Source organism: Gimesia maris (genome assembly GCF_008298035.1).
GTDB lineage: Bacteria > Planctomycetota > Planctomycetia > Planctomycetales > Planctomycetaceae > Gimesia > Gimesia maris.
Window position 1 is genome coordinate 1,569,578 of the sequence record NZ_CP042910.1, and the last position, 26,876, is coordinate 1,596,453.

A 26,876-nucleotide genomic window follows, 5' to 3' on the forward strand; every position below is an offset into this window, starting at 1 on the left:
TGCGCACTTGCAGCTGCCGGTTTCCGATTGAGTATAGAGATTCTCTATTTCTGATAATGGAGTTGAACGATGAGTCAATTTTCCCGGACGCCAATCTTAAGGGCCTGTCTGATACTGTTGTTGGCAGCATATGTGATGACAACCGGACAGGGTGTTCTGTCTGCGAAAATGCCGGGGAAGAAGGGGGGCGAGAAAGATGCTCAAAAGCAGAAAGCTCCCAGGGTATTCTCTCTGGAAGAAGGGATTGCCGACGATGTGGTGTTGCCTTTTGTACCTGCAACACCCCGCACGCCTGTGGATCAGAAAGAAATCGATTCTGCAGCCTGGTATATGACCGGGCGAATGCGTGAGGCACGTAATGATTTCATCGGCGCCTACGATGCCTATAAAAAGGCGATGGAATATAACCCAAATTCAATCGAGATTTACCGTGTGCTGATCAGACTGGCTTCCGGTCTGGATAAAACCGAGGAAGCCATTGAATATGCTCAGAAGGCGGTTGAGCTGGATCCCGAAGACTATGAGCTGATGCGGAAACTGGGTCTGCATATGGCAGGACAGGGACGTTTTGAAGAGGCGGTCACTTTTCTGAAAAAGGCTTCGGATTCTCCTTCGATTGATAAGAAGTCGGGTGTCTATGTGATTATCCAGCACGATCAGGCAAATCTGTACGAGCGGCTGGGGAAAAAAGAGGAAGCCGCCCAGTGCTGGGAAGTCGTATTTCGCGCCCTTACGAAACCGGAAGAATTTACATTCGAGTACAATACACGTTCACAACTGGAAGCCAAGCAGGGCAAACTGTATGAGCGAATTGGCCAGTCCTTTCTGGAAACAGACCGCCTCAAACTGGCTGTAGACGCTTTTAATAAAGCGGCTGATTCTCAGAAGGGGCGTCCCGGAATTCTGAAATATCACCTGGCACAGGTTTATTTTCAGTCCAAACAGTATCAACAGGCTCTGGATTCCCTGCAGTCTTATTTCGATGAACAACTGCAGTCCAAGGGACGCAGAGCTTATGAATTTTTAACGGAAATCTTAACAGCATTGAATCGCCAGGCCGACGTGATTCCCCAGCTGGAAAAACTCGCAGAAAAAGATCGCTTCAACCGGACTCTGCATTATTATCTGGCCGAACAGTACGGTGAAAATGATCGTTTTGATGATGCAGAGAAAACCTATCTTGAATCCATTGGAGAGTCTTCAGATACAGAAGGCCTGGCAGGCCTGTTATCGCTGTATCAGAAAAATCAAAAGTATGCCAAGTTAATCGAGACACTTTCTAAGATTGTACAGACCGGAGATGGCGTTCAGCGAATCCAGTCTAATCTGGAAAGGATGTCGAAAGATCCGGAGCTGGTGAAAGGTCTGATTGCGGAAGCGGAGAAGTTGAAGAAACAGGATCCACCCGGAGTAGACGTGTTTTCTGCCTTCATGATTGCGAAACTCGCTTCCGAAGCCGATCGGAAGGCTGCTGCCTCCGAGTTTTATCAGTTTGCCATGGATGCCGCTGCTAAACACGAAAAACCACAGATTCGCGGTAACTGGACGCTGTTGATTCTTCAAGAGTACAGTCAGCTGCTACGTGAAGAAGACAAGTATGGGGAACTGGCTGTCCTGCTACAGAAAGCGGTTGAGAACCCATTGCTGGCACCGCAGCGAATCAACCTGTTGTATTTCCTGGCGGATGCACGTGAGCGAAATGGAGAGACAGAAGCAGCGATCAAAGTGAATGAAGAAGCGCGGCAGGCAGCACCCAAATTCCCTCTGCTGGATTACCAGCACGCCTGGATTTACTATCACAGCCACGACTGGGAAAAAGCCATTGTGCAGATGCAGAAATTCATCAAAAAATATCCCGAACAGAAAGAGCGGGTCTACCAGGTGAAGATGATGCTCTCAAATACCTATGTACAACAGGGGGAGATTGGCAAAGGGGAAGCCGTCCTGGAGGAGATGCTGGCGGACGATCCTGAGAATCCTTCGATCAATAATGACCTGGGTTATCTGTATGCAGACCAGGGGAAAAACCTTGAAAAAGCGGAAAAGATGATTCGGATCGCTTTGAAATCCGAACCGGACAATATGGCTTACCTTGACAGTATGGGGTGGGTTTTATTCAAGCTGGAACGTTACCAGGAAGCGGCTGAATATCTTGAGAAAGCCAGCAAGTTGCCGGGCGGTGGGGACAGTACGATCCTGGATCATCTGGCAGACTGCTATCACAAGCTTAATAAAACCAAAGAAGCGAATGAGCTCTGGAAGAAAGCGCTGGAAGAAGCACAACAGTCCTCTCCTGCAGACCCGAAATTGATTGATCAGCTTCAGAAAAAACTGAACCAGTAATCGATTTCTTTCCCTGTCCGTTTATTGTAATATAAGGCCCGGTATTTATTCTTTTCTGCGTCCTTCGTTCGCAGTGAATTCACGCATACTTAGAGCTGAGTAAAGTTACAAATGGCAGGTCATTCTCATTGGGCAAATATCGCCGCCAAGAAAGGCGTGGTCGATAAGAAGCGGGGTAAACTCTTTGGCAAGTTGAGTCGTGCGATCATCGTAGCGGCACAGCATGGCGGGGGAGACCCTGTCATGAATCTGGCGTTGCGGTATGCGATCGACAAAGCCCGCAAAGCCAGTATGCCGAAAGAAAATATTGACCGCGCTGTTAAAAAAGGCTGTGGTGAATTATCCGGCGAAAATTTTGAAGAACTGGTCTACGAGGGGTATGGTTCCGCTGGTGTGGCAGTCTTGTGTGATATCCTGACGGAAAATCGAAATCGAACCGCTGGTGAAGTCCGCAAGATCTTTGAAGTGCATGGCGGGAACCTGGGCAGCACGGGGTGTGTCGCCTGGATGTTCGAGCGAAAAGGCCTGTTCCTGATTCCCTCTGATGCGATTGAGGAAGATGAACTGTTCGAAGTCGCGCTGGAAGTCGGCGCTGATGATGTCTCTGCGAACGGAGATGTTTTCGAAGTCACGTGCAGCATAGATGCATTTCAGCAGGTTTCGGAAGAATTTGAAAAACGCAATATACCTACCAATCTGGCCGAGTTATCGCGAATTCCGGATACAACCGTTGATCTGGGAGTAGAAGATGGTAAAAAAGTATTGAAACTCATGGAGGCACTGGAAGATCATGATGATGTGCAAAGCGTAACCGCGAATTTCAATATTCCGGAAGACATCATGGCAGAGGTTTTAGCCGACTAAACACCAGGTAAACAGGACAGGGGATCCCACATTGACGATTGAATTCAGTTGTTCGCATTGTAATAAAGTCCTGAAAACCTCTGATGACAAAGCCGGACGCCGTGCCAAGTGCCCACAGTGTGGCGAACCGATCCTTGTCCCTGCACCCGAACCCTCTCCCTCTGCTCAAACAGATGACGGTTTTGATGAATTTGATCGACTTGATTCCGAGACACCGGTTCCGGAAGATCAGAGCTTTCTGGCTGAAGGTCCTGTGCGGGAAGAAGATAGCTTTCTGGCGGGGAACCAGACCGATTGTCCCATGTGTGGAGAATCGAGCCCTGCTGGTTCAAAACGGTGCCAACACTGTGGAGAAATGCTGCAGAAAGGGGAATGGGTGCCCCGCAAAATTAAGGTGGGCGATGTTTTCTCCCGCACCTGGGAAGTCTATAAAGCTAACCTGGGATCTATCATTGGAATCCATATTCTGGCCTATGTTCTCTATGTCGTAGCGGCAGTCGTGGTCATGCTGATTTTGATGGCAATTGGATTTGCGGGAGCACTGGTATTGGGACTGGGGCAAGGCGATCAGAGTCTGATTGTTGTCTTTGGAGTAATCTTCTACTTTGTGGCAATATTAATTATTTACAGTATCGTATTTTATCTGATGCTGGGGGTGATGAAATATTTATTGAAGATGGTTCGAGGTGAGCACCCTGAAATGGGGGAAATCTTCAGTGGAGGTCCTTTTTTAGGCAGAATGATACTGTGCAGTATTGTTTTTGGTCTTGCCTATATGGCTGGACTTGTGGCTTTTATCATTCCGGGTTTGATTATCGTGTTTATGTTCTGGCCGTATGCCTTTCTGCTGATTGACCGGGATTTACCGGGGATTGACGCTTTCACGGAATCAAGAAAAGTCACCGCCGGGAATAAGTTCAGCATGTTCCTGATCTATCTGATCATGGCCGGAGTTTCGATCGTGCCCTATTTGTTGCTCCTGGCAATGATGTCCTCCGTAGAACAGGCGGGGGGGCCAGCACAGACTATGGTCTTTCTCATGTTTTTCGGTTTCATGGCTTTCATATATCTGATGGTGATCCCGTTTTACTCGGTACTTGGTACCGTGAGTTATGCAGAGATGACTTATCAATAATCGCCCAGACGTCAGGTCAGAAAGCATCTGGTGTAAAATCTTCAGGTCCTGGACCTTCAGGCATGAGATCTGAAGTTGCATTGCATTTGCCCTCCTGTTCTTTTTGTTCAATGGGCGGCGGATTAAGGGCTTCAGATTAAATCCGGATTCGGAGCGGTGAGCAGCTCCGGGGGTTTTACGGCAGGGCGGCTGATTTGCTATGATACCAGCCGTTAAACGAGGCAGAGTCGCTTCGCGCAGTGTACATTGACCACTACTGAGGTTGATGGTGTCGTCTTCCGTGCACTTGAGTTCAAGTATCATGCTTGGCATGAAGCGATCGCACAATGGAATGCATATCAGGGTGTGGATGGAAGTATGGTACGAGAGCCTGTCATTAAGGGAGATGATGAACCGGAAGATCTTTCTTCGGGTGGTGAAGACGGCTGGGATTCCAGTTTTCTGGCCGACGATGGTGAGTACGATGACGCTTTACGGCCTCAGCGTCTGAGCGAAGTGGTGGGGCAGCGTGCCGTTGTGGAACGTCTGGAAGTCTTTCTGGATGCCACGCGGAAGCGCAATGAACCACTGGGCCATCTTTTGCTCGATGGACCTCCCGGATTGGGAAAAACGACTCTGGCATCGGTACTGCCTCGGGAACTGGGGACCGAACTGCAGATCACCTCTGGCCCTTCTTTAAGTGCACCAAAAGACCTGCTCCCTTTTCTGACGAATGCCAGCCACGGATCGTTTCTGTTCATTGATGAGATTCACCGGATGCCGGCGACTGTCGAAGAGTTTATCTATCCTGCAATGGAAGATTTCCGGGTGGATATTACTCTGGGTGAAGGTCTGAATGCCCGGACCGTTAACATGAAACTGCAGAAGTTCACTGTGATTGGTGCGACGACGCGGAGCGGGATGCTGACGGCTCCTTTGCGGGATCGTTTTGTCCGCCGCGAGCATCTGGACTTTTATGAAGATCAGGAACTGATAGAAATCGTCCGCAGGAATGCCCGCAAACTGAAAACACCAATCACGGATGACGCCGCTTTTGAGATTGCCCGTCGTAGCCGGGGGACACCACGGAAAGCGAATAATCTGTTGCGCTGGGCGCGTGACTTTGCCACAAGTAAGGCGGATGGTAAGATTACCAACGAAGTGGTGAAGCGCGCCTTTGAAATGCTGGAGATTGATCAGTTGGGACTGGAACGCCAGGATCGTCGTTATCTGGAAGCCCTGGTGAAAACATTTTCCGGCGGACCTGCGGGAGTACAGGCGCTGGGGCATACCTTGAACATTCCGGCGGATACCCTGGAAGACGAAGTGGAACCGTTCTTATTACGTTGCGGATTTATCCAGCGTTCCCCCCGAGGTCGTATTGTCACCATGGCCGCGATGGAGCATTTAAACCTGAACCCTCCTGCGGGTGGCAGTCTCTTCAGATAGTATCTGAATTACATACTCTTATTTTACAAAGAAGAACCATGAGTCATTCCGTTTCGTATGATTATGATATCGTTGTCGTTGGTGCAGGGCACGCCGGCTGTGAAGCTGCTCTGGCTTCTGCAAGGCTGGGGGCCAAAACAGCGCTTTTAACGATGAACTGCGATACGGTCGGACAGATGAGCTGTAACCCTGCGATTGGTGGAGTGGCGAAAGGCCAGATCGTTCGTGAAATCGATGCCCTGGGTGGTGAAATGGGGCGCGTGATCGACGAGACCGGAATTCAGTTCCGGATGCTCAATCTCTCCAAAGGTCCCGCCATGCACAGCCCCCGGGCACAGGCGGACAAAAAAGCGTATCAGTTCTGCATGAAGTGGAAGGTAGAGCAACAGGACAACCTGGCTTTGCGGCAGGAAATCGTGAAAAGTCTGATCGTCGAAAATGATCAGATTTGCGGAGTGGAAGTGCACGGCGATGCGACCTATCGGGCGCGCGCCGTGATTCTGACAACGGGCACATTCCTGCAGGCAATCATGCATACGGGAGAAGCAAAGACCAAAGGGGGACGCGCTGGGGAAGGAACGACGGGAACCCTGTCCGACAGCCTGGCACAACTGGGCTTTGAACTACAGCGATTTAAAACGGGAACACCCGCACGTCTGAATGGACGCACAATTGATTTTTCTGTGCTGGAAGAACAGCCCGGAGATGAACGTCCCCAGCCATTTTCCTATATGACTGAGAAGCTGACTCAAGAGCAGATGCCCTGCTATCTGACCGAAACCAACGAGCACGTCCATCGAGTGATCAATGAGAATCTGCATCGGGCGCCCATGTATTCCGGACAGATCAACTCAACCGGGCCGCGCTATTGTCCTTCCATCGAAGATAAAGTGGTACGGTTCTCTGAACGTAATTCCCATCAGATTTTCCTGGAACCGGAAGGGCGTTATACGAACGAGTATTACTGCAACGGGATTTCAACCAGTCTGCCACGTGATGTGCAGGATGAGATGATCCATTCCATCCGGGGTCTGGAAAAAACGGAAATCATGCGTTACGGCTACGCGGTGGAATATGATTTTGCGACTCCGACACAGTTAAAACCCACGCTGGAAACCAAGCGGGTTGCCGGGCTCTATTTCGCCGGACAGTTGAACGGGACCACCGGTTATGAGGAAGCAGCCGGGCAGGGATTGCTGGCAGGATTGAATGCCGCATTAAAGATTGCTGGGAAAGAGGATCTCATTCTCGATCGTAACGAAGCCTATCTGGGAGTACTGATCGATGATCTGGTGACGAAAGGCGTTGATGAACCCTACAGGATGTTTACCTCACGAGCCGAGTTTCGTTTACTGCTCAGGCAGGATAATGCGGATCGGCGGATGACGCCCATTGGTCAGCGTATCGGTTCGGTCAGCCAGGAACGCTGGGAACAGTTTCAGGCATACGAAGCAGAAATCAGTCAAATTATGGAGTTCATTCGCGGTAACCGATATCAGGGCCAGACTCTGGAAGAATGGTTACGGCGGCAGGATACCGGCTGGGAAGATATCTGCGGATTTGCACCGGAATTAAAAGCGTTCCCACTCTCTGAACGGGCCATCGAGCAGACGTTGATCGAAGTTCAGTATGCAGGCTACATCAAACGCCAGACTGCTGAAATTGAGAAGCAGAAGAATGTGGAAACTCTGCACATTCCAGATCATATCGACTACCAGCTGGTTCCGAATCTGCGAAATGAAGCCAAGGAAAAACTGAGCCGCGTCAAGCCACGAAACATCGGGCAGGCAGGGAGAATCAGTGGGGTAACGCCGGCTGACCTGACAGTTTTAGTACTTTATTTAAACAGTTCCAGCCGACTGGCGACCTGATCATTCTCGATGCAGGTGATCAAAAAATCGTAACTCTTTGCTGCGCTGGGGGTTTTTGCCGTCTATTCATACTGTTTAAAACCGCAGAAAATGCTTTTCTGCGATGATTCTCCCTGTTTCTAATGCGTGTAAGTGTAAGGGCAGTCGGCGTTTATTTCAATAATTCAGTCAAGATAGCGAATGCGTGTTGACCATATCGTCAGAATAGATACAATCGGAGTTATTGATAATACTGGTAAAGTCAAGCGGTATTGAAAGTTTTGGCGTTTGTATCTATGTGGGATACTTAAAGCGTCTGGAAAATCAGTGGCGTTTGGCAAGTGAACGGGCCACAGAACTGCACCTTGGAGGATGCGGTTTATTATCGCTTTACCTCATTTTCAGGTAAATAGGTAAGAGGCTGATTATGGAGATGTCAGTTTCATGCAGCGGTGTTGATGATCGGGTCATCACTACTTCTGCGCAGGGGCTCGGTTATTGCATGTTGTAATAGCCTTACAGCGCTTGGTCTTTCCCGCAGCTTAGGGGCGGGTCTTCAAAGGATGGATGAGCAATATGAAAACGGTCTTTACCACGGGCGAAGCCGCAAAGATTTGCAAAGTGAGTCAACAAACGATTATTCGCTGTTTTGATTCAGGCCAATTAAAGGGATTTCGGGTACCCGGCTCTCGCTTTCGTAGAATTCCGCGCGACGTGTTGTTTAAGTTTATGAAAGACAACGGAATTCCGACTGATGCCCTGGAAAGTGGAAAGCGTAAAGCTTTAATCGTGGATGACGATGAAGAGTTGGTAGAATTGATTCGCGACGTACTGGAAGCGGATTCCCGCTTCGAAATTCGCGTAGCAAATAACGGCTTTGACGCCGGGATGATGGTGAAAGAATATCATCCGGACATCATTATTCTGGATGTCATGCTGCCTGATATTAATGGTAAGGAAGTCTGCCAGCGGGTTCGCAGTGATTCCTCGATGGACGATGTCAAAATTATCTGCATCAGTGGTATGGTTGAAGCAGACAAGATTGACGATCTGAAAGCCGCCGGTGCAAATGACTTTATGCAAAAGCCGTTTGAAGTAGAGCAGTTAGCCGATCGCGTCTGTACGCTTCTGAATCTGGAATCTGTTCATACTGCCGGCTGATTTCAGAGTCAGGTGAAATATCAGTAACATGACGATCGGATTGCGCTTCCGATCGTCGTGGCTACTGTTAAATGGAGCGTCTGATGGCGAGCGAAACCGGTGGAGTGAGCCTTGGCCTGCCGGATGTTTTTTACCGACGACTGTTTTCATTAATCCCGATTGAATCTCTGGATTCTGTGCTGGGAGAACTGGCAGCCGTCTGGTGTGAAGCCACCGCTGCAAAAGCCGCTTATCTGGTTCAGTTCGATCAGGAATCCCTGGAATTAACCGCCGGGTTGTTTCGTCGGTCCCAGGCGGAAGCAGACTGTTTCACGCAGGCGTCGATTCGGATTGATCAGAGTCGCTCCCTTACCGAACAGGCTCGTTCCATTGCAGAGCAGGGGCGACCTTTTTCCCTGATCTCCAGTAGTTCCTTTCATTATATCGCGATCCCCTGTGCGCAGATTTCTCTGGCGGGTGTGTTTCTGTTTTCGAATCAGAGTTCGAATGATTTGCTTGCGCTGAGTTCTGAACTAACAGAAATCAGCCGTCGACTTCTCACTCAGGCATGGGAAACAGGGAATCGACAAGACTCTCAACACGATGACTGTCATACCTGCCAGACTGAAGTGGAACAGGGGAAAACTATCAGGCAGCGAGTTTTACCGAGCACCGACAAGCTGGAAGCGATGGCCGAATTTGCTGCAGGTGCCGGGCATGAGATTAATAATCCGGTCGCCACGATTGCCGGGCGGGTACAGATGCTGCTGAAACAGGAGACCGATCCGGAACGTCGACAGTCGCTGGCGACGATTGGCGGGCAGGCATATCGAATCCGGGACATGATCGGCGATGCCATGCTGTTTGGCCGACCGCCTGCTCCCCGACCGACAGCGGTCAATCTTTCTAAAACGATCAATGACGTTCAACATAGCCTGCATGAGGCGATCCAGGATTCGGGTGTTCTGTTGACCGTTGATCTCCCAGGAGTGCCCTGCCTCCGGGCGGATGAAACACAGTTAAAAGTTGTGATCAGTAATCTGATGTTGAACTGCCTGAATGTGCTGGAACCGGGCGGACAGATATGTATTTCTGCGAAAGAAAAAATCGTGGATGCGGTTCCGATGGTGCATTTAGAAATTACAGATGATGGTCCAGGCCTGTCAGAGCAGGAGCAGGAGCACCTGTTTGACCCATTCTACTCAGCCAGGCAGGCGGGGCGCGGGCTCGGCTTTGGCCTTTCCAAATGCTGGCGAATTGTAGAACTGCATGGAGGTCAAATTGAGGCTGAGACCTGTCAGGAACGTGGTGTGACGTTCCATCTGTTCTGGCCACTTGATGAGACAGAGAATTAGCTGGCGACCGGATTCGTGAAAGTGTTCGCTTTCTGAAATCATCGCTTGCAGATCAGACGGGGATCGGTTTCAATATACCGAGCAGGACGTTCACTGGATGGCGTGATAAAAATTTTGCAATCCGCCGAACCAATCTATTTTTGATTAAGCAGCCTGAGGGACGATGGCGGCGATTCATTCATTGCTGATTATTTTAACCAGTTTTCTGGCACAGACCGATCAGATTACGGATGTGCCCCTCAAGCAGGAACCTGCCCGCTACGAGATTGAAGCGCCCCCGATTGCCGTGATTGGTATTCCCGTTGGTCAGGTTACGTTGCGTGCTCTCAAACTGGATGGAACTCTCGATACGGAATTCTCGGGGCATCCCAAACAGATTATTGGCCTGGAATTATGGGTTAGAGACGTTGATACGGCATTGCCTCCATTTGAAAACGGGGTACTCGAACTCAAAACGGATCTGGCACAAAATCAGAAGGTCTTCATTACTGCGGATACAATTGTTGTTGATCCTGACATTCGGGGCACCGCTACAGTCGTGGTATACCGTATCTCACGCTGGTTAAGTCTGCTGCCTCCCATTATCGCTGTCATACTCGCGATCTGGTTTCGAAATATCATTCTGGCCTTACTGGTCAGCATCTGGCTCGGTGCAGTCATATTAGCCCATGGGAATCTGTTTCTGGGTTTCGTGCATACTCTGGATACGTTCGTGATTCATGAGATTGTCGAGCCGGGTAGCAGCAGCTATTCCCATATGATGATCATTCTGTTTACGATGTTTCTGGGGGCGATGGTCGGAGTGATGTCGGCCGGCGGGGGAACTGCTGCGCTGGTCAACCGTCTCTCGCGTTATTCAACAAAGCGTGAGCACAGTCAGTTAATGACCTGGTTCCTGGGGCTGGTCGTGTTTTTTGATGACTATGCCAACTCACTGCTGGTAGGAACTTCCATGCGTCCCTTTACTGACCGCATGAAAGTTTCGCGCGAGAAGCTGGCATTTCTGGTGGATTCCACGGCGGCTCCGGTATCCGGGATCGCGATCATCTCGACCTGGGTGGGTGTGGAAATCGGATATATAGCTGATACCTACAGCAGTCTGGGGATCAGCGAGGATTACTACACCACTTTTTTATACAGTCTGCCTTATCGGTTTTATCCGCTGCATCTGCTGGCTTTTGTCTGGTTAGTGGCTTATCTGGGTAACGATTATGGACCGATGCTCAAAGCCGAAACGCGGGCGATTGCATTTAACCAGCTGGTGCGACCGGGGCGTTTTAATGTCGTGGAAGCTGAGCTGGGTTCAGATAATGGTGAACTGGCCCGCCGTCAACTGTTACGTAATGCTTTGATACCACTATCCGTGTTACTCGGGTTGGCGATGATTGGTCTATGGTGGACGGGAACGATTGAAATCGATCGGCTGAATCTGGAACGGCTCGAGGAGGGGAAACCGTTACTGGATCAATCAATGAGTAAAATTCTGGAGCATGCTTCACCCAACCGGGTGCTGTTGATTTCCTCTTTTCTGGCTTCTATCTCTGCCGTTGCCAGTTGCAGTTTTACCAAAGCACTGTCCCTGAATGAATGTGTTGAGGCCTGGTCCGCGGGAGCGAAGAGCATGTTCCTGGCGATTCTGATTCTGGTACTGGCCTGGGCAGTCGCGACGGTGTGTGATGAAAACCATCTGAATACCGCTGGTGTACTGGTGGAGCTGCTTTCAGGCAGTCTGTCTCCTAACTGGATGCCAACGATTACATTTCTGTTAGCGGCTGCTGTCAGTTTTGCGACGGGAAGTTCCTGGTCCACGATGGGGCTGCTGATGCCTTTAGCGATTTCATTGACTTACAGCCTGCTGGTTCCCTTAAATGAAGCGGATCCGAATCATCATCTGATGCTGGGGACAATCGGCGGTGTATTGGCGGGAGCGATTTTCGGAGATCACTGCTCCCCGATTTCGGATACCACTGTACTCTCTTCCGCAGCTTCGGGATCTGACCATCTGGATCACGTGCTGACACAAATGCCTTACGCGTTAACCGTTGCCATCGTATCGGTAGTCTTTGGATATATCCCGGTAGGCTTCGGGATCCAGCCATATATTCTGTTGCCGGTCGGCCTGGTTGTATTATTTCTGATCCTGCAGTTTTACGGGAAATCTGCCGAAGCTGAGGCCCAAAAACTATTGGATGCCGGGGTGCGTGCTGAGGATTTTAACCTTTCTGAGGATCGTGAACCCGACGAAGCGGGCATAATCGATACGAATGATTCAGATTCCGAAGATGATCCAGAGTCTGCAGAAGGGGCCGTTGAAGAGGCCTGAAACTGTGTCGTCCCTTTGATATGTATGCTATACTCTTCCTATACTCCGTAAGTTAGCGAATCTGTTTTTAAGTATAGGTAGCTCCCCGAATGAATCCCCAATCCAAGCTCAGTGGAATATTTACACCCAATCTGGTCCCTTTTGACTCTCACGGCGAAATCAATGAGCCGGAGCTCAGACGTTATATCGACTGGCTGATTGAAAAAGGGGTGCACGGTCTGTATCCCAATGGTTCCACGGGGGAATTTACTCGATTCACACCAGAGGAGCGTCGACGGATCGTCGCGATCATCGCAGATCAGACTCGAGGCCGCGTTCCCATTCTGGCCGGTGCCGCCGAGGCGAATGTTCGAGAAACCATCAAGGCCTGTGAGTATTATCATGGCCTGGGGATCCGTGCCGTCGCGATTGTAGCCCCCTTTTATTACAAATTGAGTCCAGCCTCGGTTTATGCTTATTTCAAGGAAATTGGTGATAATACTCCGATCGACGTGACGCTTTACAATATTCCGATGTTCGCCAGTCCCATTGATGTGCCTACGATTCAGCGTCTGTCAGAAGAGTGCGAGAAGATCGTGGCGATCAAAGATTCTTCAGGGGACATTCCCAATATGATCCGTATGATTCAGGCAGTGCGTCCGAATCGTCCCGAGTTCTCATTTCTGACAGGCTGGGATGCCGCATTAATGCCGTTACTGTTGAGTGGTGCGGATGGCGGGACCAATGCGAGTTCGGGCGTTGTTCCTGAACTGACACGCAAGTTGTATGACCTGACGATGTCGGCTCAACTGGATGAAGCCCGCCGTGTGCAGTATGACTTGTTGACCTTGTTCGACACGATGATTTATTCCGCTGAATTCCCGGAAGGATTCCGGGCTGCGGTTGAACTGCGTGGTTTTCAGATGGGGCAGGGACGGCAGCCAATCACATCAGAGCAGAAGACAGATATTTCGACTCTGAGTCGGACTCTGCAGTGCATGCTCTCCGAACATGGTTTTACCAATGAGCCCATCGGTGGTTGTGCCACTGGAATTACGGAAGAGCTCGGCAACAACGATGTTTCACAAATCGTGCAACGTGTTGTCGCAGAACTCAATCGCCGTAATCTTCTCTAAGGGATAGAACCGGATTCAGCCAGGCTCAGACTTCCAACTGACTACGGTAGTAGTCTGCGCCGGTCGTGAGTGCTTCGTCCAGTTTATCGGGATCTTTTCCGCCGGCTTCGGCCATGTCGGGACGACCACCGCCACCACCGCCTACCACCTTGGCGGCTGCTTTGACACAGTCACCGGCTTTGAGCCCCTGTTTCACCAGGTCAGAATTGACGGCTGCCATCAATGCGACTTTGCCGTCGAGTACTGTTCCCAGGATCAGGGCAACCTGTTTGCCTTTTTTCCGCAGATGGTCAGCCAGTTCCCGCAGTTGATCGCGTGAAGCATCCTTGGCATGGTAGGCCACGATTTTAACATCGTTCACAACAGGTGCCTCTTCCAGTAAATCATCAGCGGTTCCCGCGAGTGACTTACTGGAAAATTTGGTGAGCTGCTTTTTGGTTTCGCGGAGTTCATCCTGCAGATGTTGAATGCGGACCGGTAAATCGTCAGGTCGCGGTACCTTCATCTGGGCGGCTATTTCCAGCAGCAGTTTTTCAGTGTCTCTGGTTTTTTCCAGTGCTTTCGGGCCTGTCAATGCATAAATACGTCGTACCCCTTTGGCGACCAGTTCTTCATTGATGATCTTGCATAAGCCGACCTGCCCTGTATTGGAAAGGTGGGTGCCTCCGCAAAGTTCGGTACTGAAGTCGCCCATTTGAACCACGCGAACGTAGTCGGGATATTTTTCACCAAACAGTGCCATGGCCCCGAGTTCGCGGGCTTTCTGCAGCTTCATCAGTTCGGTCGTGACGGGCGCCCCTTCAGAAACGCGCTGGTTGATAATATCTTCAATGCGGCTGATCTCTTCCGGAGTCACTGCTTTACTGTGGGAAAAGTCGAAACGGAGCGTGTCTTCTTCCACCTTGGATCCACGCTGCATGGCGTTTTCTCCCAGAACGGTATGCAGTGCATGATGCAGCAGGTGTGTTGCTGAGTGGGCACGCTGGATTCCGGAACGACGCGGCTCTGTGACTGTTGCTGTGAGAGTCTGCCCTTGCTCCAGTTTACCCGTCAAGAGATGTCCAATGTGAAGGTAAAGGCCGGCATTTTTCTGGGTATTGGTGACTTCGAATTTGATTCCGTCTGCTTCGAGGAACCCGGTATCACCAACCTGTCCGCCGGCTTCTGCGTAGAAAGGGGTCTGGTCGAGTACGACGACAACCGGGTGAGCATGGCCTTTTTCGACCATGGACTCGACCAGCCGGTCTTCGGCAATGATGCCTATGACTTTGGATTCGGTCGTGGTGGTCTCATAACCCTTGAAGTCTGTTTCGCTGATGGTTTTGTGGAGTGCGGTCAGTGGTCCTTCTGACATGACAGAATCCAGGAAGGCGCCGCTGCCGCTGTCTTTCTGATGTCGCTGCATCATGTTGTTGAACTCGGTCCGGTTCACGGACATGTTGTTTTTGGCAGCAAGGGCTTCCGTCAGTTCGATCAGGAAACCATCGGTCTGATGCAGGTCGAAAGCGTCTTCCCCGGAAATGACCGAACTGCCTGCCTGTTCTGCCGATTTCAGGAAGCCTTCAAAACGGGAGAGTCCTTTTTCGATGACACCCAGGAACTGCTCTTCTTCTTCTTTGATCGTGCTTTGCACGTTTTCAACTGTTTTGGCGATGTCGGGGTACGGAGCTTTCATAATCTCAACAACGGCCGGGACCAGCCGGTGCAGAAACGGTTCATGTTTGCCGAGCAGGTAGCCTTCCAGCAGTGCGCGGCGGAGTAATTGCCTGACGACATAGCTCTCTTTGTCTCTACCTGGGTTGACTCCTTCATGGATACTGAAAGTAATGGCCCGTACATGGTCCGAGATACGACGAACCGGTCGCCCCGATGGCGCATCGAAATCGTATCCCGTACCGACAATATCACCAGCGGCCAGGCAGAGCTGTTTGAGTGTGTCGATCTCAAAGTTGCTGCGGACTCCCTGGAGTACGGAAGCGGTCCGCTCCAGCCCCATGCCCGTATCGATATTCTTTTTGGGAAGGGGCTTCAGATTATCAGGAGGATTTCCAACCCGGTTAAACTGAGTGAAGACGAGGTTCCAGATCTCGACATTATCTTTCCCACCATTGGGATGATAGAAAATTTCGCTACACGGGCCACAAACTCCATCGGGGCCGTCAGAGGGAGCACCGGCGGGCCAGAAGTTTTCGTGTTCGTTTTCACGACTGATGCGGTTGGCAGGCAGTTTGATCTCGTCATGCCAGATGTTGTAGGCTTCATCATCTTCCTGATAGACGGTGACGGAGAGCAGACTGGGATCAAGTCCCAGATATTTTTTATCGGTCAGATATTCCCAGGCCCAGTGGATGGCTTCGCGTTTGAAGTAATCTCCGAACGAGAAGTTACCCAGCATTTCGAAGAACGTATGGTGATACGCGGTGACACCCACGTTCTGGATATCGCCGGTTCGCAGGCACATCTGGCAGGTTGTGGCACTGGGGAATTCAAGTTTTCCCACTCCCAGAAACTGATCCTTAAACTGGTTCATCCCGGCTGGCGTGAACAGAACCGTTTTGTCATCTCGCGGAACCAAGACATCGGAAGGACGTTTAACACAGCCTTTTTCTTCAAAGAAGGAAAGATAGCTCTCGCGAAGTTCGTCTGTTTTCATTGTTTCTTATTGCTTGCTGGGGGAAGGATCAGCTTTTGGCCATCCAGATATAGTAATGTTACCGGTGAATTGTTGACTTTTTGTGCTTCCTGATAGAACGAATCCGGCGTTTGAACCGCTTGTCCATTGATCTGGCTGATAAAGGCACCTTCCTTGAGCCCAGCCTGTTGTGCAGGGCTGTCCGGAGCAACATGCGTTACGACGACAGCAGGTGGATAACTGAACGGACTGAATGTATATTTCCTGCGAGCAGTAGGATAATCGACTCTAAGTCCGCGCCAGAGAGGATGGCGATAGCGGGTTTGTATAATCCCTTCATCATCCGCTACGGGCCATTTTCCCAGTTTCACGTTCAGAGTCAACTCACGCGCTTTTTTTCCTCTCAATATTTGAAGCTTTATCTCATTTCCTGCACCAGCTTTACCAACTTCACGCATCAGATCCAGATCATGAGTCAATTTCTGACCATTCACGGAAAGAATGAGGTCATGGGGCAGCATCCCGGCCAGTTGTGCAGGTGAATGCTGTTTGACCCGAGAAGCTTCCACGTAAAAGGGGGCGTCGAGCCCTACGGCTCCAGGAAAGCTGTTACGTACCTGACCCCGATCCAGTGTGCCAGGTTCGATGCCCAGGAAACCGTACTCGGCTTCGAGACCGGCGGCGAGGCTGTCGATGATTCTCAAAGTCGATTGATCGATGGGGATCGCATAGCCAACCGACTTTTCGTATCCCTCCAGCGCAGCCAGTGCGGTTGTGACGCCAATCAGGTTGCCTTCGAGGTCCAGCAGAGCACCGCCGCTGGTACCCAGGTCCAGATGGGTATCGACCTGCAGCAGAGTGCCAAAGTGATGCAGGGTTTCTTCCTTGGCAATTTCCTGATTCAAAAAATGTTTGAAAATAGGAACCGGATAGCGATGAAAATTGCTGATAATCCCCCAGCTCGCACTGGGGGAACCATCGCGGGCGATGGCATAGGGATTCCCCAAAGCGATGACGAACTGTCCTTTTTTTACCGGTTGATTTTTACCATATCTGATGGGAGTCAGAGAGCGTGCGTATTCCGGAGACACAGGCTGCACGGGGGTGAGAACGGCCAGATCGCTGCGAGGATCTGCGGCGATAATCTCTGCATAAAACCCCTGCCGGTTCGCAGTATGTACGTAAATTCGGCTCTCCGGGATGGAGGTCTGTTCTGCGATTGGGCCCCCTTCTGTAAGATGGAAATTCGTCAGCACCAGTATCCGATTCTGTTTTGTCGGGTCTGGAATCAGAATTCCTGAACCAAATTCATTGGGGATAAAATTGAGATCCTGGGGATCCTGAGAAATACTGAAACCCTGATTGGGATCGATGCCGAAGGGGGCAGGGATGCGTGACTGAAATTTCTGCTTGGGAATTTTGATCTTTGAGATCGCCACCACGGAGGATTCCGTCTGTTCAATGGCTTTCACAATCTGCTGTTGAACCGCCAATGCGACAGTAGTGGCATCCGGTGATTGCGCCCCGAGTGGTAAACCAGAGAGGAGCGGGAGTAACAGACATCCAGCGAACAGTTTTCTCACTAAACACGGTCGACCAGGGGCAGATATTGTTGGTTGAGCATCAAACATGCAGGGCCTTGTAATGAAACAGAAGTGTTTTTTGAGCGGAAAGAGGCTTCTGCTTCCCGCTTTGATCGTCCCGGTAACATTTTACTGTTTTTACAGGGAGAACCCAATGCAAAACGACCTTGAATACCGGTCGGGCATCAAGGTCGTTCTGTCATTCAGATTGTTTTCAGCCGGATAGCCCGGCATCGGGTCAGGCTTCGACAGCCTCTGTTTCCGGTTCGGACTCTTCTTCGGGAGTGGGGACGACTCCTTGTGCCGCCAGAACTTTCTGTTTGATTTCCTCACAGATATCCGGGTTTTCTTCGAGCACGACTTTGGATTTGTCACGCCCTTGTCCCAGTCGTAATTCGCCGTAGCTGAACCAGCTGCCACTCTTCTTGACGATTTTGTTTTCGACTGCCAGGTCCAGCAGATCCAGCTCGTAATTAATTCCGCCTGTTGTGAGCATGTCAAATTCCGCGATCCGGAAGGGGGGCGCGATTTTGTTTTTGACAATCTTGGCTTTCATGCGAATACCGGTCACAGTATCCCCGTCTTTCAGCGTGGCAATCCGGCGGACATCCACACGTACCGAACTATAGAATTTCAGTGCGCGACCGCCGGGGGTCGTTTCGGGGCTGCCGAACATGACGCCGATCTTTTCACGGATCTGGTTAATGAAAATCACTGTTGTTTTCGATTTGGAAATGGCGCCAGTCAGTTTTCGCATCGCCTGGCTCATCATGCGGGCCTGCAGGCCCACGTGTGTATCTCCGATTTCCCCGTCCAGTTCCGCTTTAGGAACCAGGGCGGCGACGGAATCGACTACGATGACATCCACCGAGTTCGATTTGATCAGCATTTCGGCAATCTGCAGGCCTTCTTCGCCATAGGTTGGCTGACTGACGAGCAGTTCGGAAATGTTGACCCCCAGTTTTTTTGCCCAGACCGGATCGAGTGCGTGTTCGGCGTCGATGAACGCGGCAATGCCTCCCTCTTTCTGAGCATTGGCAATCACGTGCAGTGCGAGCGTGGTTTTACCACTCGATTCAGGCCCGTAAAGTTCGATGATACGACCTCGCGGAAATCCGGCACCTCCCAGTGCCAGGTCGAGTGAAAGTGCACCACTGGCAATTGAGGGAACAGACCGGGCATTTGCGCCCGTCAGTTTCATAATCGCGCCTCTGCCAAAGGCCTGTTCAATTTGTCCCAGAGCGTTTTTCAGCATCCCTTCCGAATCATTCGTGCCATTTGTGCTCGGGGCAGGGGTTGCTCTTTTTGATCTTGCTTTTGCGGCCATTAAGGTCTTCCTTCAATAATATGCACTTGCCCCGCAATGAGTTCGAGTTCGTCAGGCGAAGCAACTGCCTAATTTATCGAGAATTGCGGGGACGCTACTACTGAACGCCGTCTCGACCCATGGTTTTGAAAAGAAATGTCTATTGTGAGCAAAGGTATATTAAAATAAATACTCTCTTGTCACAATAGAAAACATGAGACATTTATAGCTGTCGACAATTATTTCAGAATCTCACCAGTCTGAAAAGGAATAAAAGCGGGGAAAGATTCGAAAATATGAAGAAGCTTATTCTGAGGACACTTCCGCTTCCCGATCCATCAGCATCCCCAGATAGGACAGTCGAATTTGATTGGAAAGTCCAAGAGATTTTGCCAGTTCGATGATCGCGGCTTCCGCTGCAGCGAGCTGGTCTTCTTCAGCAAGCAGTTCGATTTCAGCAAACGTCCCCAGTTCCTGAACTTCGTCGATCGTAATTTCGAACGTTTGCTGATTGTGAGCATAAGCATAAGGGGTGCGTCGTTTTTTGACCGTGCGGACCTGTTCGAATCCAAGCAGCTCCAGCGTTTCGGCCAGTTGTTCAAACGCGGACTCTCCCGACTCAAAACCGAGTTCAATCTCTTTTCGAACCTTACTGACGGTGGCCCGTTTCGGACCTTTATAGGTAATCCGGTTATCGGTGCCATTGCGGCGGATGCGGAGTGCTTCATCGGTTTCCGCGAAGTTCCGTACGGGATGTGCAAAATAGTAGTCATGCTGTTCGATCGGTTCACCACTTGTGGCCCCCAGCTGTGCCAGCTGGTCGATGAGTTGATCTTTGTCATGAATCCGAAATTTTTGTTCGACTTCCAGCATGTAACGAGAGCTATCCGAAATAAAGTGAAGGGGGTGGCGATCGCTCCTGTGTGAGCAATTAATCGCGCCAGGGGTGTTTAATTTTTTCCCAGTAGGAATCGAATTCAAATTTGGGGCTGTTATCGAGATCGTGACATTGAAAACAGGTATTCTTTTTGGCTTCGGCAAGCGTGACTCGCATGACCTTCTTCGCTTCTTCGAGCTTATCCATTTCGACCAGCTCGATATGGCCGCTGCCGGGACCGTGGCAGTTCTCGCACTGCTGACCCAGCAGATGGGGAGATTCCTGCTTGTTGACGAATCCGCTTTCGTAACGAATGACCTCCTGGGGTTGCCAGCCGGTGACATGGCAGGAGAGACATTCGGGATCGTAAATTCGTGAGACGATTTTCTCGCCTCGTTCGATCTGGTCTTTGCGACCTTTAATCAGGCTTTCGTAGGCGTGGGCATGTGCGGTGGTGAGCCATTTTTCATAGGCTTTGGTGTGACATTCGCCACAGGTTTCTGCACCCACAAACGTGGCACCACGGGGATGGTCGATGGGGAGTTCTTTCGCGGCGAGATCTTCCTGTTTCAGACGATCCTGGTAGAACTGCATGTGCTCGGCCATTTTCGGGGTATCTTTGAACCGCTGTTTATCCAGCTCAATGACCGTGAAGCGGAAGCGTTTCGAAGGATCTGCTTTGTCAGCCTGGTCAGGGTAGTAACCGACCACTCCGGCACTTTTCCCTTTATGGCCGACATCTACCATCATCGTGTTTCCGATGAATGTCGGTTCTCCGAGTGGATCTTCCACGCCACCTGCTGTCAGGAGCAGATCAAACTGGGGGAATTTTTCGGCGAGTGCTTTTGATTCTTCTTTTTCCGACTGGGAGAGGAGTATCATCAGGTCGGGCTTAGCGGCCTGCATCTGTTGAATGACGTCGGGTAATACTTTTGCGGGTTCCTGCCAGGTGATGTCGGGAAACTTCTCAGCCTGGCTTTTGCTCAGGATGGAAGTGACTGCCATTTTCACGCCGCCGACTTCAACGATTTTGAATGCCGTTTTACCAAGTCCGGGCGTTTCCAGAATGAGGATGTTGGCAGCCAGAAATGTGGGCGTGGTATTGGGGGCCTGCGGTTCCGGATTGTGCAGTTGCAGGAAAATGTCAGCCCCGAATCTCAGTTCTTCAGGGCCGAGGCCGACGCCCGCGTAATTCATGTCTTTCATGGATGCCAGAATGGTTTCATATTTAATCTGACTCTGACGGCGATTGCGTTTGACCAGGCCTCCCAGATCAAAAGCCGTCACGGGCCATTTTCTGTCTTCGATCTGTTTGAAGAGATTGGCCAGCAGTGAAACGCCTCCCGTCTGATTTTGAGTACAGCCACAGGGCTCCAGATAACCGTGCCGTTCTCCCGTCAGGACGATCGCCAGTTTGGGGGCAGGCCAGTCTTTGAACAGCGGTTTCGGGGAACCGGCGGGAGCTGCTGTCCTGGATACTGATGTGGCAGCGTGCGGAGATTTCGCAGCAGGAGCTTCCGGTTGAACCGTAGCGGTCGCAGGGGCTTTCTGAACAGCAGGTTCAGTTACTTCTGGTTGCTTTGGAATTGTATCGGGAGCTTTTATATCTTCAGAGACGACGCTGGTTTCTGGCGAGGAACTCGATTCACACCCTGTCTGCAGGGGGATGATCAGAAGCGCGAGAAAAAGAATCTGAGTTGAAATTCGGTTGCTTAACATTCAGTTTGACCTTCCGTGGAGGTGATTGAGGAAAGTAAACGATGGGGAGCTTCCTCATGGTTTATTTTAGCTCAATACATGGTGTTGCGTCAAAGTGGATCTGACCCTGGCCCTGGAAAGGTCTTCAACAATAAAAGGTTACAGGTTGTGTCGAATGCGGGATCATTTTCTCTTCGGGACTGGGAATCACAGTGAGATAAACTGAACGCGAAATTCGATCTCCTTGGCATTCGGATGATTCGTCTGCAGTTTGACTTTGGCGAGATTCGTTCTCCCGAAGGAAACCGGAGACATCTCGGCAGGGACGGCAAATTTCAGTTCATATCGCTGCTTGGTTTTTGACTCAAATTTGTCGTCTTTTTTCAATTCAAATTCTAGAAAATCAGGTGCAATTTCCTGGTCAACGATTTCCAGTGAATGTTCAGTCCCTTCGACAAACATGGAGAGAGTGACGGTCTTGCCTTCCTTTGCCGGGAATTCCCCCAGGTTCAAAATCATGGTATTGGGATTCCAGTGCACGCCATAGGTAGGAACAATCCGGATGGGGCCGGTGTGATTTCCTGAAACCTGGATCACAAAAGTTCGCGGTCCTTCTGGTGTTGCATGCTCATGATCGTGTTTGTGGTCGTGACCCTCGGGGTGATCGTGTTTCTCCTCGGTACCCGGCGGCGATAAATCATGCGGGATATCCGTTTTGACAGTGAGCCGTTCGGTGAATCCTCCCAATGGAAATTGTTCAGGGTCTGCAGTGACTTCAATTGTATAGCCGGATTTCGTATCAGCTTCTTTCAATTCTTCCGCCGTGAGTGGTCTGAATTTCGAAGTCAGTCCCGGCTTACTCGATTCAATTCCCAGAATCTTAAATTCATCCAGATATTTGGTGTGTATTTTTCCCGAAAACGAGACCGGATCTGTAGTGGACATGGTGGGCAGGGACCAGTGAGGACTGCCTTCAAAGTCGCCCGTAAAAGCGATCAGGTTGTTCGCAGTGCCTTCGATCTGCAGCTTGAGTTCCTGATTTTTCGGGTCGTTGGTGTAAATGGTGGCTGTTTGCCCAAAGTTTTGCTGGGGGCTTTTGGGTGTCCAGGTCAATTCAATTTTGATTGACTCGCCAGGGGCAACCATGTTTTCCTTCATTTCACTCAGTGTGCATTTGCAGGTAGTGGCACCTTTCTGGACTTCCAGTGGTACTTCTCCCTCATTCTTCAGAATGAAATTATGAGACAGCGATTGCCCCACAGCCATACTGCCAAAGTTGTAAAGTGGAGTGTCTACGACCGCTTTGGGGTAGGGGCCGGTGGGTGAAATTTTCGGGCGATCGTCAGAGGGATCAGTCTGTTTTGGAACAGGAGCCGCAGGCTGGATGTCTCCATTGCCTCGACCCAGCCAGACTGTACCAGCAAGTGCAATAACAAGAGCAATTAACGCCGTAACGGCTCGTAAATTCATGATTTCACCAGCAAAGAAGTAGTTTGAATATAATGGACCACAATAATAATGTCGGGAAATTCAGATCAGACTGGATCCCTACAGAGAACACTCAGTTATTATGGGCCTAAGCGCGACCGAGTTCAATTCTGATTCGATGGAGTTGCGTTAATTATTTCTTTCATTCGACTTACCATATCTTCATTTAAGTATTTGTCCACATGCTGACCACGTCTGTTGGCTTCATCCAGTTCAATCGCGCGGCGAGCCTCGTGCTGGCTCTCGGCAGACTTGCCTGCTTCTGACAGAGCTTTTGCAAATTCAGCTCGATAAAGGGAATTATTGGGATATCCTGCCACGGCACGCTGGAAGCTTTCGAGTGCAGCAGTGAGATCATCCTGCTGGTGCGAGGCCTGATACTGCTGTTCCCATTGTCGACCCAGATCGAAATAATGGAGCGGATTCATTGGATCTCTTTGAATTGCAGCTTCTTTCAACTCGACACCCCGTTCAAATGCACTGCGATTCTGTTCTCCCTCTCGAAATTCAATCTCAGCCAAAGCCTGCCAGGGACCCGGAGAGATTGAATCTACCTGACTGGCCTGACTGAAATAACGTTGCGCATTTCGAACCGATGAGCCACGCATGAGTGACTGTTCCGCTTGTAATACGAGCGATTTCCGCTGGATCGTTGGCGCAAACGAAGACCAGATAAAGAAAAACGTCAGGATCAGACAGGCACTCAGGGGGATTGCTCGCAAATGTATAGGTGCCTCGGTTTGAGATGAGCTTGGATTTGCCTGGTCTACTGAACTTGCGTCAGGTATGGCTGGCCTGGTAATAATGGGAAAAGCAAGTGCCAGCAGCAGCAGCCAGGTCTGAGTGATCGCGGGCATGGCAATGCCCCCCGCACCAGATAAATGGATGCATAAGCTGATAAAAGCTGCTCCGAACGCGAGGGGCAATATTGAGGCGTTTGCATCAGGATCAGCTACACTCAAATTAGCACTGGTATTTAAAATGAAGAAGAGTACCAGCCAGCCCAGGCAAAACAGCCAGAGAATTGATTCATCGACAGAAAACAGAAACAGTTGCATCCCCCAAAGCAGGGCAAATGAGAGCCCGAACCCTGACAGCAGTGCCAGTTGCGATTGCGAAAAGAGGTTCCCGGTTAAGGGAGCCTGCTGTTCCGCAGTATTAAGATCGGGCAATGGTTTGATCAACCAGCGGTAGCAGGCCAGGCACAGAATCAGCAGTAATCCAGCGAATGCAATCAGGCCTGCATTCGCCCAGACATCGAGGATGAAATTATGTGGATCCGCGATTTCTTCACTGGATCCAGGCAGCTTGAATTTCAGGTAATGTGATCGGAAGTTTCCCGGACCTGTCCCCCAGATCGGATTTTCTTTGATGACATCCCAGGTGGCCGTCCAGTATTCGATACGGTATTGAAGAGACTTTGGGGCTTCGGTCAACACTGCCCGGTCAACACCTCCACTCAACGTGGCCAACAGCAAAAAACCAATACAGAGAATCGTGGCCAGACCTCCCCATTTGACAAGCTGTTTTTTCCAGCGTTGAGGATCGGCTGTTGAGCTCCGGCGTGATTGAAGCAGTTTCAGCAGTCCCAGACTGACAAGGCCACCGATGAGACCGACCCATGCAGTGCGGCTTTTGGTCAGGATCAGGCAGTAGCCGATCAGCATGGTCGACAGCAGAAAAACTCCGGGTTTCCACTGATTCCAGAGCGAACTGGAGGACGCAGATTTCCGGAAAAAACAATCAATGGTTACTGCAAACGAAAGCAGAAAGCCAACAGTCAACAGGCCGGCAAATGTATTTGCGAGAGCAAACATGCCCAGGGGTTCGGAACTGTCCAACAGTCGTCGTTCAAACAGTTCGCGGCCGCTCCCGTGGAGGGCATGGGCGGGAACTCCCATCGAAAGCAGTTTCTGCTGGGCTTCGGGAGAGCGCGTGGCATCATACTGTTGCCGGGTCGCCAGATACTCTTTTGAGAGTTGGTCGTACATCCAATGATGCTGCCAGATGCCATAAACGGCGAGAACTACGACAGTCGTGATGAATCCCACAATCAATGTGCCGCGCAATGCAGATGTGGCAATCAGGCGGCGGATCAGGGAGAAGCTGCAGCCCAGAGCGACCCATTCCCACATCATGTTCAAAGCAGCCCGCTGCTGACCTTCTCCGAACCCAATCATGACCAGTGTGGAGAGAACCTGACCTGCAACCAGCAGCCAGACGGCGCAGTCAAACAGGTCCAGCCGAAACGATCGGGAGCGATCTGTCACAAAACTGGCGGCATACAGAATCGTGACCAGGAACCAGCCCAGCGCAAACGTGAGAGTGTCCCCGTCCGGTGCAGATTCTGCTGGTACAAAGTAACGAGCTAAAATGAGCGTGCCAGCCAGAAACAGTTGGGTTCCCTGGAGCAGACTGGTCAGCCAGAAGAGAGAGGACGCTGTTGGAGTCGTCTCAACTCGAATCGGCTGTGGCGGTTTTTTTTTACGCTGCTTACTCATTCCCGATTTTTCCGACCTACATTTTCCAGGATCGTCACGATCGAAAGGACACACAGAATCATGAGTATGACCAGCAGAGCAGCGCTCCAGGACGAAACTTCATACAGAATCAGTCCGCCGATTCCCGTGGTCAATGTCGCCAGGTGGATGGTGAGAACTGTAGCCCGTTTACTTAAGCCGAGCTCGACCAGGCGGTGTGAGAAATGGCTTTTATCTGCATGAAACGGGCTGCGACCTTCTTTCAATCGAATGATCATCACCGTACAGAAATCATACAGGGGGATCGCCAGAATGCAAAGCGGGGCCAGGATAACATGCCGATTCACGATGACATCGCCGGTGGGAGTTGTGCCGGGATAAAATGTACCCAGAATGGTCATCGTAGACAGAATCAGCCCGATGAAATAACTGCCCGAGTCTCCCATAAAGATTTTTGCGGGAGGCCAGTTATGGCATAAGAACCCGGCAATCGCACCTGCGAGAACAAGTAGAACGCCGGCGACCAGCCAGCGTGGTTCACCTGTAAAACGCAACATGATTATTGCAAACAGGATGGCTGCAATCAGCCCGATGCCCGATGTGAGGCCGTCCATGTTGTCCAGAAAGTTTAATGAGTTGACCAGGACAATGATCCAGGCGACTGTCAGCAGCATCCCGATCCAGGGTTGCTGAATAAAGAGAGAACCCCGGATGCCCCCCATTACCAGACCACCAGCCACAAGCAGTTGAATGATCAGGCGTGGCTTCCATGAGATATTGAGTTTATCGTCAAGCAGTCCCATGACAGCAAGAACTGTCCCTCCCGCGAGCACCATCCAGAGTTGTTCCGAGCGATAGAGAACTCCATCCAGATGGACAATGAGTTCCGCGGGAATCCATGACGGATTGCTGCCTGATTTGACAAGCACCAGTGCGATCAGCTGCGCGCAGACGATCGGAATGATGACTCCCAGCCAGATGCCGACACCTCCACCAAGGGGAGTGGGAGTGATATGCACTTTGCGTTGGGCAGGCTGATCAATCAGCCCCCAGCGCGGTGCCAGTTTCCGCATCGCTGCTGTGGCAAGAAACGAAATGAGAAATGAGGGAATAAGACAGGCGATAACAAAGAAAAGCATTTCAAATGGCATTCGGAGTAACAGAGAGGAATCGGGAATAATATGCTCTAGTTTGGCTGAAATCAGGGATTAGTGATAGCGAAAAATGTAATTCCAGCCAGTTTTCGATTGATATATCCC

The 26,876-nt window shown here is 50.7% G+C and carries 17 protein-coding genes; 9 read left to right on the forward strand and 8 right to left on the reverse strand.

Translation table 11 applies throughout. The features are described from left to right. The first annotated feature begins 69 nt into the window (after positions 1-69). The 9 genes from GmarT_RS05970 to GmarT_RS06010 all read left to right on the forward strand — a co-directional run bounded on the left by GmarT_RS05970 (position 70) and on the right by GmarT_RS06010 (position 13,553). Complete coding sequence (locus GmarT_RS05970; RefSeq protein WP_002649172.1) at positions 70-2,343, forward strand: tetratricopeptide repeat protein; 2,274 nt, start codon at positions 70-72, stop codon at positions 2,341-2,343. 111 nt (positions 2,344-2,454) lie between these two features. After that, positions 2,455-3,207 carry a YebC/PmpR family DNA-binding transcriptional regulator gene (locus GmarT_RS05975; RefSeq protein ID WP_002649171.1) on the forward strand — a complete coding sequence of 251 codons (753 nt, stop codon included), beginning with the start codon at positions 2,455-2,457 and terminating at the stop codon, positions 3,205-3,207. 31 nt (positions 3,208-3,238) lie between these two features. Continuing rightward, positions 3,239-4,342, forward strand: coding sequence for a hypothetical protein (locus tag GmarT_RS05980; RefSeq protein ID WP_002649170.1), 1,104 nt, complete (start codon positions 3,239-3,241; stop codon positions 4,340-4,342). Positions 4,343-4,699: 357 nt separating this feature from the next. Next, a complete protein-coding gene (gene ruvB, locus GmarT_RS05985) occupies positions 4,700-5,770 on the forward strand; it encodes a Holliday junction branch migration DNA helicase RuvB (protein WP_044240199.1) in 1,071 nt (356 codons plus the stop codon). 38 nt (positions 5,771-5,808) lie between these two features. Then, on the forward strand, positions 5,809-7,641 hold the full coding sequence (gene mnmG, locus GmarT_RS05990; RefSeq protein WP_002649168.1) for a tRNA uridine-5-carboxymethylaminomethyl(34) synthesis enzyme MnmG: 1,833 nt from the start codon (positions 5,809-5,811) through the stop codon (positions 7,639-7,641). A gap of 555 nt (positions 7,642-8,196) precedes the next feature. After that, entirely contained in the window at positions 8,197-8,781 is a 585-nt protein-coding gene (locus tag GmarT_RS05995; protein WP_002649167.1) for a response regulator, read from the forward strand. 83 nt (positions 8,782-8,864) lie between these two features. Then, the gene (locus GmarT_RS06000) at positions 8,865-10,115 is read left to right on the forward strand and encodes a sensor histidine kinase (protein ID WP_044240194.1); all 1,251 of its coding nucleotides are present in this window, start codon (positions 8,865-8,867) and stop codon (positions 10,113-10,115) included. 163 nt (positions 10,116-10,278) lie between these two features. Continuing rightward, positions 10,279-12,438: a Na+/H+ antiporter NhaC family protein gene (locus GmarT_RS06005; protein WP_002649165.1), complete on the forward strand. Its 2,160-nt coding sequence runs from the start codon at positions 10,279-10,281 to the stop codon at positions 12,436-12,438. Between the two features lie 89 nt (positions 12,439-12,527). Further along, positions 12,528-13,553: a dihydrodipicolinate synthase family protein gene (locus tag GmarT_RS06010; protein WP_002649164.1), complete on the forward strand. Its 1,026-nt coding sequence runs from the start codon at positions 12,528-12,530 to the stop codon at positions 13,551-13,553. A 25-nt stretch (positions 13,554-13,578) separates the two neighbouring features. Here GmarT_RS06010 and alaS read toward each other — a convergent pair whose 3' ends face one another. The 8 genes from alaS to GmarT_RS06050 form a co-directional block, all read right to left on the reverse strand. Then, on the reverse strand, positions 13,579-16,206 hold the full coding sequence (alaS, locus tag GmarT_RS06015) for an alanine--tRNA ligase (RefSeq protein ID WP_002649163.1): 2,628 nt from the start codon (positions 16,204-16,206) through the stop codon (positions 13,579-13,581). Further along, positions 16,203-17,768: a S1C family serine protease gene (locus GmarT_RS06020; RefSeq protein ID WP_187782346.1), complete on the reverse strand. Its 1,566-nt coding sequence runs from the start codon at positions 17,766-17,768 to the stop codon at positions 16,203-16,205. The genes alaS and GmarT_RS06020 overlap by 4 nt, the downstream gene beginning before the upstream one ends. A 238-nt stretch (positions 17,769-18,006) precedes the next feature. Beyond that, positions 18,007-19,095, reverse strand: a complete 1,089-nt coding sequence (recA, locus tag GmarT_RS06025; protein ID WP_002649160.1) for a recombinase RecA — start codon at positions 19,093-19,095, stop codon at positions 18,007-18,009. A 285-nt stretch (positions 19,096-19,380) separates the two neighbouring features. Next, positions 19,381-19,947, reverse strand: a complete 567-nt coding sequence (gene cyaB, locus GmarT_RS29405; RefSeq protein WP_002649159.1) for a class IV adenylate cyclase — start codon at positions 19,945-19,947, stop codon at positions 19,381-19,383. Between the two features lie 58 nt (positions 19,948-20,005). Further along, complete coding sequence (locus GmarT_RS06035) at positions 20,006-21,670, reverse strand: multiheme c-type cytochrome (protein ID WP_002649158.1); 1,665 nt, start codon at positions 21,668-21,670, stop codon at positions 20,006-20,008. Between the two features lie 186 nt (positions 21,671-21,856). After that, the gene (locus GmarT_RS06040; protein ID WP_002649157.1) at positions 21,857-23,119 is read right to left on the reverse strand and encodes a DUF1573 domain-containing protein; all 1,263 of its coding nucleotides are present in this window, start codon (positions 23,117-23,119) and stop codon (positions 21,857-21,859) included. A 122-nt stretch (positions 23,120-23,241) separates the two neighbouring features. Continuing rightward, positions 23,242-25,638, reverse strand: coding sequence for an O-antigen ligase family protein (locus GmarT_RS06045; RefSeq protein ID WP_002649156.1), 2,397 nt, complete (start codon positions 25,636-25,638; stop codon positions 23,242-23,244). Then, entirely contained in the window at positions 25,635-26,756 is a 1,122-nt protein-coding gene (locus GmarT_RS06050) for an MraY family glycosyltransferase (RefSeq protein ID WP_149302481.1), read from the reverse strand. The genes GmarT_RS06045 and GmarT_RS06050 overlap by 4 nt, the downstream gene beginning before the upstream one ends. Between the last annotated feature and the right edge of the window lie 120 nt (positions 26,757-26,876).

Excerpts from the sequence above, each read along its gene's own strand:
- GmarT_RS06050 (WP_149302481.1), bottom strand. The coding sequence starts at position 26,756 with ATGCTTTTCTTTGTTATCGCCTGTCTTATTCCCTCATTTCTCATTTCG.
- mnmG (WP_002649168.1), top strand. The coding sequence starts at position 5,809 with ATGAGTCATTCCGTTTCGTATGATTATGATATCGTTGTCGTTGGTGCA.
- GmarT_RS06000 (WP_044240194.1), top strand. The coding sequence starts at position 8,865 with ATGGCGAGCGAAACCGGTGGAGTGAGCCTTGGCCTGCCGGATGTTTTT.
- GmarT_RS06040 (WP_002649157.1), bottom strand. The coding sequence starts at position 23,119 with ATGAATTTACGAGCCGTTACGGCGTTAATTGCTCTTGTTATTGCACTT.
- GmarT_RS05975 (WP_002649171.1), top strand. The coding sequence starts at position 2,455 with ATGGCAGGTCATTCTCATTGGGCAAATATCGCCGCCAAGAAAGGCGTG.
- cyaB (WP_002649159.1), bottom strand. The coding sequence starts at position 19,947 with ATGCTGGAAGTCGAACAAAAATTTCGGATTCATGACAAAGATCAACTC.
- ruvB (WP_044240199.1), top strand. The coding sequence starts at position 4,700 with ATGGTACGAGAGCCTGTCATTAAGGGAGATGATGAACCGGAAGATCTT.
- recA (WP_002649160.1), bottom strand. The coding sequence starts at position 19,095 with ATGGCCGCAAAAGCAAGATCAAAAAGAGCAACCCCTGCCCCGAGCACA.
- GmarT_RS06045 (WP_002649156.1), bottom strand. The coding sequence starts at position 25,638 with ATGAGTAAGCAGCGTAAAAAAAAACCGCCACAGCCGATTCGAGTTGAG.
- GmarT_RS06005 (WP_002649165.1), top strand. The coding sequence starts at position 10,279 with ATGGCGGCGATTCATTCATTGCTGATTATTTTAACCAGTTTTCTGGCA.
- GmarT_RS05995 (WP_002649167.1), top strand. The coding sequence starts at position 8,197 with ATGAAAACGGTCTTTACCACGGGCGAAGCCGCAAAGATTTGCAAAGTG.
- GmarT_RS06010 (WP_002649164.1), top strand. The coding sequence starts at position 12,528 with ATGAATCCCCAATCCAAGCTCAGTGGAATATTTACACCCAATCTGGTC.
- GmarT_RS06035 (WP_002649158.1), bottom strand. The coding sequence starts at position 21,670 with ATGTTAAGCAACCGAATTTCAACTCAGATTCTTTTTCTCGCGCTTCTG.
- alaS (WP_002649163.1), bottom strand. The coding sequence starts at position 16,206 with ATGAAAACAGACGAACTTCGCGAGAGCTATCTTTCCTTCTTTGAAGAA.
- GmarT_RS05970 (WP_002649172.1), top strand. The coding sequence starts at position 70 with ATGAGTCAATTTTCCCGGACGCCAATCTTAAGGGCCTGTCTGATACTG.